The 8278-nt window shown below is 31.2% G+C and carries 7 protein-coding genes and 1 pseudogene; 2 read left to right on the top strand and 6 right to left on the bottom strand.

Annotation, left to right across the window (positions count from 1 at the left end; genetic code table 11):
- Positions 1-207: 207 nt before the first annotated feature.
- Together LQK79_RS15250 and LQK79_RS15245 are read left to right on the top strand one after the other, a co-directional pair.
- On the top strand, positions 208-777 hold the full coding sequence (locus LQK79_RS15250) for a manganese efflux pump MntP (protein ID WP_231017106.1): 570 nt from the start codon (positions 208-210) through the stop codon (positions 775-777).
- 181 nt (positions 778-958) lie between these two features.
- Positions 959-1711 carry a M15 family metallopeptidase gene (locus LQK79_RS15245; protein ID WP_231017105.1) on the top strand — a complete coding sequence of 251 codons (753 nt, stop codon included), beginning with the start codon at positions 959-961 and terminating at the stop codon, positions 1709-1711.
- A gap of 86 nt (positions 1712-1797) precedes the next feature.
- Here LQK79_RS15245 and LQK79_RS15240 read toward each other — a convergent pair.
- The 6 genes and pseudogenes from LQK79_RS15240 to LQK79_RS15215 all read right to left on the bottom strand — a co-directional run bounded on the left by LQK79_RS15240 (position 1798) and on the right by LQK79_RS15215 (position 8278).
- A pseudogene (locus tag LQK79_RS15240) lies at positions 1798-2912 on the bottom strand (Ger(x)C family spore germination protein).
- A 3-nt stretch (positions 2913-2915) separates the two neighbouring features.
- Complete coding sequence (locus LQK79_RS15235) at positions 2916-4025, bottom strand: GerAB/ArcD/ProY family transporter (RefSeq protein WP_053240666.1); 1110 nt, start codon at positions 4023-4025, stop codon at positions 2916-2918.
- On the bottom strand, positions 4022-5494 hold the full coding sequence (locus tag LQK79_RS15230) for a spore germination protein (RefSeq protein ID WP_231017104.1): 1473 nt from the start codon (positions 5492-5494) through the stop codon (positions 4022-4024). Before LQK79_RS15230 ends, LQK79_RS15235 begins: the two co-directional genes overlap by 4 nt.
- Positions 5495-5739: 245 nt before the next feature.
- The gene (locus LQK79_RS15225; protein ID WP_231017103.1) at positions 5740-6816 is read right to left on the bottom strand and encodes a GerAB/ArcD/ProY family transporter; all 1077 of its coding nucleotides are present in this window, start codon (positions 6814-6816) and stop codon (positions 5740-5742) included.
- Between the two features lie 29 nt (positions 6817-6845).
- On the bottom strand, positions 6846-7064 hold the full coding sequence (locus LQK79_RS15220) for a hypothetical protein (RefSeq protein ID WP_231017102.1): 219 nt from the start codon (positions 7062-7064) through the stop codon (positions 6846-6848).
- 35 nt (positions 7065-7099) lie between these two features.
- Entirely contained in the window at positions 7100-8278 is a 1179-nt protein-coding gene (locus LQK79_RS15215; protein ID WP_231017101.1) for a Ger(x)C family spore germination protein, read from the bottom strand.

Raw genomic sequence — 8278 nt, 5'->3', positions numbered from 1 at the left:
TCGCCCAAGCCTCTATATTATAGTAAGCGCTAATTTATGGTTCAGGATTCTAATGGGCTTCGCCCAAGCCTCTATATTATAGTAAGCGCTAATTTATGGTTCAGGATTCTAATGGGCTTCGCCCAAGCCTCTATATGTGTATTGACATCTTTTTATCAATAACTTATTATAAAATGATAATAAATAACAAAGGAGAATAATATAAATATGAGTCTTATTGAAGTATTTATGATAGGCATAAGCTTATCAATGGATGCCTTTGCTGTTGCTGTCTGTAAAGGCTTGAACATGAAAAAAATTAATTATATACATACAATAATCATAGCTTTATTTTTTGGAGGTTTTCAAGCTTTAATGCCCCTAATCGGCTGGCTACTTGGAAAACAATTTCAAAAGTATATTTCAAGCGTAGATCACTGGATCATATTTGCCTTACTTGCCATAATTGGAGGTAACATGATAAAAGAAGGTCTCAGCAATGAAGGAGATTCTTGTCCTGTTTCTTCAGAAAAATTAGATTTAAAAGAACTTACTCTTATGTCTGTTGCAACTAGCATTGATGCACTCGCAATAGGCATTACTTTTGCATTTTTAAAAGTATCTATTTTGCCTTCTATAATTTTAATTGGCTGTACTACATTTACTTTATCTCTTATAGCAGTTATTATTGGAAATTATTTTGGCGCAAAATACAAAAACAAAGCTGAAATTGCTGGTGGCATAATACTAATATTAATAGGAACTAAAACCCTTTTACAGCATTTAGGTTTTATATAATCTAAAATATTTTTTTCATTATATTGTAATCTTTAAAGAAAATTCACATTTGCAGAATGATTGTCAAGCTAAAATAAATTTATTTTATGTTATAATAAGCTTTGGTACATAAAACTCTAAAACAATATCTTATATTGAACATATATGCTTTTTATACATTTGGAAGGAGAATACATATATAATGAAAAAAATATTTTTTGTGATAATCACAATAATTTTATTGTCTGGTGCTACATATTTAACTGACAAACTTTTTCTTAAAACCTACAGTGACCCTAAAATCTCATCGAAAAATAAAATCACAAAAAAATCCTCAGTCAAAAATGATAATTCACAAACTACTACACCACAAAAAAGTTTACCTGACACTTCCTCTGATGTAGTTCTTGTTAATAAAACTCATAAGCTATCTAAAAATTATATACCATCAGATCTCCGTACTGTAAAAGTAAAATTCGCATCTTATGCCGCTTCAAATGTTAGAAAGATGAGGGCAAATGCTGCCAATGCTGCTGAAGGGTTATTCAGTGCCGCCAAAACTGATGGAATAACTCTTTTAGGTGTATCTTGCTATAGACCATATTCTTATCAGGAGGAAGTCTATACTGCAAAAGTTAAAAAAGACGGTAAAACCGAAGCTGATAAATATGTAGCTGAACCAGGAAGCAGCGAACATCAAAGTGGTCTCGCTATGGACTTACTTTCAACTGAATATACTGATTTAGATGATGGCTTTGCGAAAACAAAAGCTTACGAATGGTTAAAACAAAACTGTGCTAAATATGGTTTTATAATACGCTATCCAAAGGAAAAAATATCAATTACAAAATATGACTTCGAACCATGGCATATACGCTATGTTGGCACAGCAGCTGCACAAGATATAATGCAAAAGGGCTTAACACTAGAAGAATACCTTGGAATAACTGACTAAACTACATTTAACTACACTTAATTTTTAGACACAGTAGAGAGCACAGGGTGAAGGAAGATAAATCATCATTCATTGTACTCTGTACCTTATTTGATGTCTCCTATATCTTTAATTGTTACATTAGAATCAAAGTGCATTTCGGCATTCTTATATGCTTTTTTCCAATCCACGCTTTTCCAGTATGAATTATACTTGCTCCTAACTATTTCACCTATTCCTATAGGGTCGCTGCCAACCTTCTGCATGTACTTTAATGTCTGGTATGAACTACCTTTTACTTCATTATTAATAATCTCCTCAAGCTTTTTTTCCCAATTGGATCATCACTTTTATCCCATTTGTATTCATCAATTACTGCGCTAAAATCTATATATATATTAACTACTGGTTTATTGTTTTTAATTACAACCTTGATTTTTCTCTTTTTAACTTTAAGTGCTGCTGTTAAAGTATGTTCTCCATTACCCTCGCTTCCAGCCTTATCAATATTCTCAAAATGAGCTCTTAAATCTTGTATTTGCTTATTTTGCATGGCAATTAGCATCATAGTTTCTCTTATCCCCATTTTCCCAACCATTTTATCTCCAGAAAATAATGCACTTCCCATAGCCTCAATTCCATCTCTTCTCAGCTTCAAGAGAGGAGCTACAGGATCCTTACCCGGTGTAAAATAATCTATGTGAAAATCATATATTCTTGTATTTGGTATATATGAGTGTTCAACAGCTGCTTTTATAAGTTGATTAACGTATATTCCTGGTCTTGGCTTATTTTTAAATTGCAACTCCGCTTTCATTAGGTCTTTTGTGCTTCCATCTACCACCGCCACATAAGCGAGCAAAGAATTTTCAGGTTCTCTGCTCATTACATTCATTAAATTAATTATACCCTTTTCTGCAATTTCATCAGAAAAAAGAAGTTGTTGTATTTTACCACCAAGTAACAACTTTGAAGACAATCTATTATTCGTATCAATAGCCTGCATCATAGAACTCGCATCAACTATTAAAAGATCTGTGCCACCTTTTTTATTAGCATCAATTACAGGAATTACAGATGTTATTAACAAATCCCTTCTTACTCCCTTATCAAAGCCTACTTCTAATACAAATCCAATTCTTTCAAATATCTTTCGATCCCAACAGCCTGTTAGTATAAACACACACATGATACTTGCTATTATTTTAAATGACTTTTTCACCTTTCATTTATTCCTCCCTATGGGGTTACTTTTATTTTTAAGTAATTTATCTTTAATAATAGAAATAACAAGACAAACAACAACGAAACCATCAATACTAAGCGAATAAATTGAAAATATTTTTACAAACTTTTCTGCTTCAGTGAAGCTTCTTGGTATTCTACTTAACAATATAGTCATTATAACAAGTATGGTAATTACTAAATTGGTTTTCTTTACCGAAAACATTTTTCCAAGGCTATAATATGTACAAAATATAAAATTTCTAGTTACACATGCAACCAGTGGTATCCAAAGTATTATAAAAAACAAATCTATTCTTTCTATTACAGGTATGCTAATTATTCCTGAAAGAAACATAAGAGAAGTTGGAAGTCTTCTTAACATATCTTCTCCAAAAACTCCTGTAACCAAAGTTACTGTTATAGTAAAAAAAATTGTTATTGCTAGTACTGCAAGCTCTGCATATTTAATAGCATTTTCTTTATCCTTAATACATGGATATATATAAACAATAAGTTCAAATCCAATATAAGCATATATAGTTGTCTTTATTGAATTTATGATAGGAAGCATCCCTGCTTCACCAATAGGCAATAAATGCATAAAATCCATATCTCCTAATGCCACCATATACATTAAAATAGTTGCAACTATTACCAAAAACACTTCACTGCCAACCCTACATATTGGAGTTAAACCATAATATAATAAATATAGTGATGGTATAATTGTAAAAAAACCTAATACTAAAGAAGGGGTATCCTTAAGAATTTCAGAAGCAATAATATCCCCAAATCTCCTCGCTATTATGCATCCTCCGAAAAATGTATAAGCTATCAAAAATAAATTAAATAATTGACCAATCCACTTTCCATATAAAATCTTATTTATTTCAATTATAGATTTATTTGAATATCTTTTTAATAAAATCAGTTGTAATAATATTAATAAGCTGCATATTATGCCACCGATTAATGTTGGTATCCACCCATCGTGTCCAGCCCCACCTGCTAATTGGTTTGGTAATGTAATAATTCCCGTGCCTATTTGAGAGGTAACTATAAAAACAAAGAACTGCTTTGAAGTTATATCATTTTTTACCTTAATCATTGCTTCTTTCCTCTCTTCTTATCCATAGGACGATTTGAAGTTGGTCTGTTTTTTAAAAACTTTAAAGGCGCTCTTATAATAGTATCCTTTAAATTTTGAGGTCTAAAAGGAATAATAGGTTGAAAATATGGCTGTTCTAGCGATTCTAAAATAACTAAATTAGACAATATAAGTATAGTAATAGTTGCTATACCAATTACTCCAAACACAGCTGTTGCTATCATCATTAGAAATCTAATCGTTCTTAACGCCAGCCCTATATCATAGGAAGGTGTAATAAACGAGGCTATTGCCGTTATTGCTACAACTATAATTAAGAGTTCACTTACAATTCCAGCTTGAACTGCTGCCTGACCTATGATTATACCCCCAACCACGCCTATTGATGATCCTATATATGTTGGAAGCCTTATAGCAGCTTCTCTTAACATCTCAATGACAATTTCCATTATAAACGCCTCCATGATTGGTGGAAATGGCACTCTAGCTCTTGACTCAGCTAAAGGAATTAGCAAATTAAAAGGTACCATATAATAGTGAAAAGTCGTTAACGCTATATATACACTTGGAAGATATATGGCAATTATTGCGCTTGCTATCCTTAAAATTCCAAGCAAAGAACCAAAAACCCAGTGAGTACTGTAATCATCTGGAGCCTTAAAAAATGAAAATAGAGTTACAGGGACCATTAAAACTACTGGAGTTCCTTCTGTAAGCACTACAAGTTTCCCATCAAGCAGCGCTGACGTCGCTCTATCTGGTCTTTCAGTAGCCTGATATTGAGGAAAAATTGAATTTGGAAAGTCTACAATCATCTGTTCAATGTATCCTGCTGATAAAATACCATCAAAATCTATACCACTTATTTTGTTATATAACTTATTTACAATTGCTGGATCAGCTATTCCATCTATATACGCTATATTTACAATTTGATTAGTGGTCTCACCAACCTTTATGGATTTAAATTTTAAATTGCTATTTTTAATTTTCCTCCTTAATATTGCCATGTTCACATTCATTAACTCAATAAAGCCCTCATGAGCTCCTCTTACATTCTTCTCAACTTCCGGTTCATCAATGCTTCTCTTCTCATACTTTTTCATACTTACGGAAATAGCATATTCGATACCATCCACCAGAAGTACAGTATCTCCTGCTAAAACATTGTTTATTACCGAATCCATATCTTCATTGTATTTGATACCATCAGCTGGTATATTATTAACTTTATTTTTATGATTTATTGCTTCATAATCCATGCTAAGTACAGGTTTCATAAAATCTCTTTGGATAAGGTCTGTATTTGTAAGACCTTCAATATACAAAAAATATGCCTCTGTGTTATCTGTTAGGAATATCTGTTTTTTTATTAAATCAGGACAATCCTTGAATTTCTCATCTATAATTTCCATATTTACCTTTACTATATCCGATATTTTAACTGCTTTAGTATTTTGTTTCTGCACTTACAATTCGCCACCTCTATATGAAATACTTATTTTAGTATTTCCTGAGCGAAAAAAATAATTCTAGCATTATGTAAGTAATATATATGAGGATGTGAAAAATGTAGGTACTCTTTTTTGCGGGTCGCTCATAATGTTTTATGCGCAGTGTAATAAAACCTATAGAATACCTTTTTTCACAACCTCCTATATTATGATAACTCACGCAACCAAATGTTAGTACCCATACTTGTAGAAGGCTTTATCTATAGTTTTCTAATTGATGCAACAATGAGAGAAATAATAGGAAATAAAATTATAAAGACAATTGCATATACAGAATATGTACCGGCCTGATATGCTTCATCTGCAGCTGAATTGTACATGCTAACAGCAAACACAGAACTTATAATTCCCACCGGAATTACTAAAGGTTTATAAGATCTCAATTTAAAAAACTGTGCTGCAGATAATACTGTAGCATAGTAAAAAATACAAATCTTCAAAAACATATTAAATAAAAATACTATGGCAACCAATATGTCTAACCTTGTTATAATTTCACCTACATTTATAAGTTTTACTAGCTGATATGAAGGAACTCCATGCATAGGCCCTATGTTTCCAAGAACAGATATATTTCTCAAAATTAAAATTAAAAATAATATGCCTCCTATAATTAGCCCAGAAAATGCAGATTTTCTTATCTTTTGTTTGTCATTAACATATGGAAAAAACATTAAAAATACAACTATTTCACCAAGCGGAATGGATACCATAATATTAACACCTTCGATAAAGTTGATTAATTTTATTTGAAACATAGGTAAAAAATTTGATAAATCCACATATTGCAAAGTAAATATGGTGTTAATTGAATATATTACCATTACTAATATAGCTATAATCACACTGCTTCTAGCTATAACTTCCAGACCTTTTTTTATTGTATACATACATACTATTGTCATGGCTATTATGAATATACTAATACATGTTTCACTAAAAAGATATGTTGAGAAAAAATCTCCCATAAATCTCAAATTTGCAGCAACTATAAACCAGAAGAAACAAATATATAATATGGACATCACTTTACCAAAATGACATCCATATATTAAATCATTCATCTCTATTAAATTTTTGTCAGGCATTTTTTTACTTAAGGATGTATAAACCAATAATAAAAGTAATACTATAGCAAGACCAATTAGCAAAGCTATCCAAGTATTTTGTTTTGTTAATTGGCTTATAAAAGCTGATGTAAGCGTAGAAGATTCAATTAAACCAATGATTAAAAACATCAACTCCGAACTTGATATTATACCTTTCTCAATCTTCATAATACACTACCCCTATACAATGATTAATTTTAGTCATAGTTTAAATGTAATATGTCCTTTATCAAATATTCTATTCCCCTTACAGGATTAGGTATTGGTATATCTATAATATAAAATAAGCTTAGTATAAATGCTGCCGCTAAAAATATAGAAAATATTTTAAGTTCATGCCAATATTTATTTTTAACTAAATCTGGAACCTCTATTAACAGCACAGCTATAAAAGTGCATATCTGTAAAAATATCATTTTTTAATACCCCAATCATAATAAAATAGATTTAACTACTGCTCATTAGACATAATAGGTTTAGTAATTCTACCTGTTCTCCTTAATCTAGCATCAACATTTATATCCACATGAATATCTTTAAAAATTTCATCCCAGTTTTTTTCCATATTGTTCCATGACTTAGGGTAATGTTTGTATATAACATCTCCAAATCCAAATATATCTGCATTTAACTCTTTTGCTTTTTCCAATGAAGCAATTACTTCTTTTCTTATAGCATCCTCCTCAAGATTTTGAAGCATCCCAAAAGCCTTTGGAGTTGATAAATCCTTCGATGAAGTTTGTTCCTGTAAATCCCCTTCCTGCTTAATTTCTATTCTTATACTAGGTTTACCATCTTTTATTTCAGGTATCATTTTGCTGCTGGCCCGTGTTGTCATAACATTTATATTATCTTTACCGTTTGGCATATTTAAAACAACAACTCCATTCCTAACTTTGTTAGTTCCCCACAAAAGTCCGCGTGTTTCCATTTTATTAAGCATTCCAACCATTTTATCCTTTTTAAACACTGCTGTTTCTGAAAGATAAGCTATTTTACTATCACCCTTTTTTGAAATTTCAATCATAGGAGCCACTGGTGATGTTGTTTTACTAGCTAATCTAGATGCAAAATCCTTTAAATCTACAGCTGGTACTTGGGATATTTCCTGTTCATTTCTAATTAATTCTCCTATACTTCTTGCAGTTGTGGTTTCAATTGGTGGTTTTGTATTCAATATTGTATTTGCTTGACCTTTAGCTACTAAAACCCATACCAAAAGACGAGTTTCTCTATGTCTTAGAAAAAAATCCATATATCTTTCAATTCCCTCTCTTGCTGCATCTTCTCCAAATATTACGACTTGATTGTGTGAAAAAAACAGCTGACGATTCAATCTACGATTAAAAAGTTTTACCGTATCAGAAATACTTTGACCGTTTTCTTTTAAATTTAAATAATCTGTTGTTCCAACATTACCGTTTCCACCTTTTACAGGTCCATTACTTTGCAATACCTTTGCTATTTGGACAGTTGTTTCCACTGTATTGGGTTCCTCCGCCTTATCAATCCCAACTCCCATTACAATAGCTATCTTATTTAACTCATGAGCACTTCTGCAACCAGTTAGGCTTATCACCATAAAAATACATATAATTATTTTTATCAGCATATTAATGCATTTTTCCAT

This window comes from Clostridium guangxiense (genome assembly GCF_021043395.1).
Classification (GTDB): Bacteria; Bacillota; Clostridia; order Clostridiales; family Clostridiaceae; genus Clostridium_S; species Clostridium_S guangxiense.
This window is presented reverse-complemented; position numbering and strand designations above follow the sequence as displayed.

What these genes read in the sequence shown, in the direction of transcription:
- LQK79_RS15235 (WP_053240666.1), bottom strand. Translation starts at nt 4,025, where the DNA reads ATGATTAAGGTAAAAAATGATATAACTTCAAAGCAGTTCTTTGTTTTT.
- LQK79_RS15245 (WP_231017105.1), top strand. Translation starts at nt 959, where the DNA reads ATGAAAAAAATATTTTTTGTGATAATCACAATAATTTTATTGTCTGGT.
- LQK79_RS15215 (WP_231017101.1), bottom strand. Translation starts at nt 8,278, where the DNA reads ATGGAAAAATGCATTAATATGCTGATAAAAATAATTATATGTATTTTT.
- LQK79_RS15220 (WP_231017102.1), bottom strand. Translation starts at nt 7,064, where the DNA reads ATGATATTTTTACAGATATGCACTTTTATAGCTGTGCTGTTAATAGAG.
- LQK79_RS15250 (WP_231017106.1), top strand. Translation starts at nt 208, where the DNA reads ATGAGTCTTATTGAAGTATTTATGATAGGCATAAGCTTATCAATGGAT.
- LQK79_RS15225 (WP_231017103.1), bottom strand. Translation starts at nt 6,816, where the DNA reads ATGAAGATTGAGAAAGGTATAATATCAAGTTCGGAGTTGATGTTTTTA.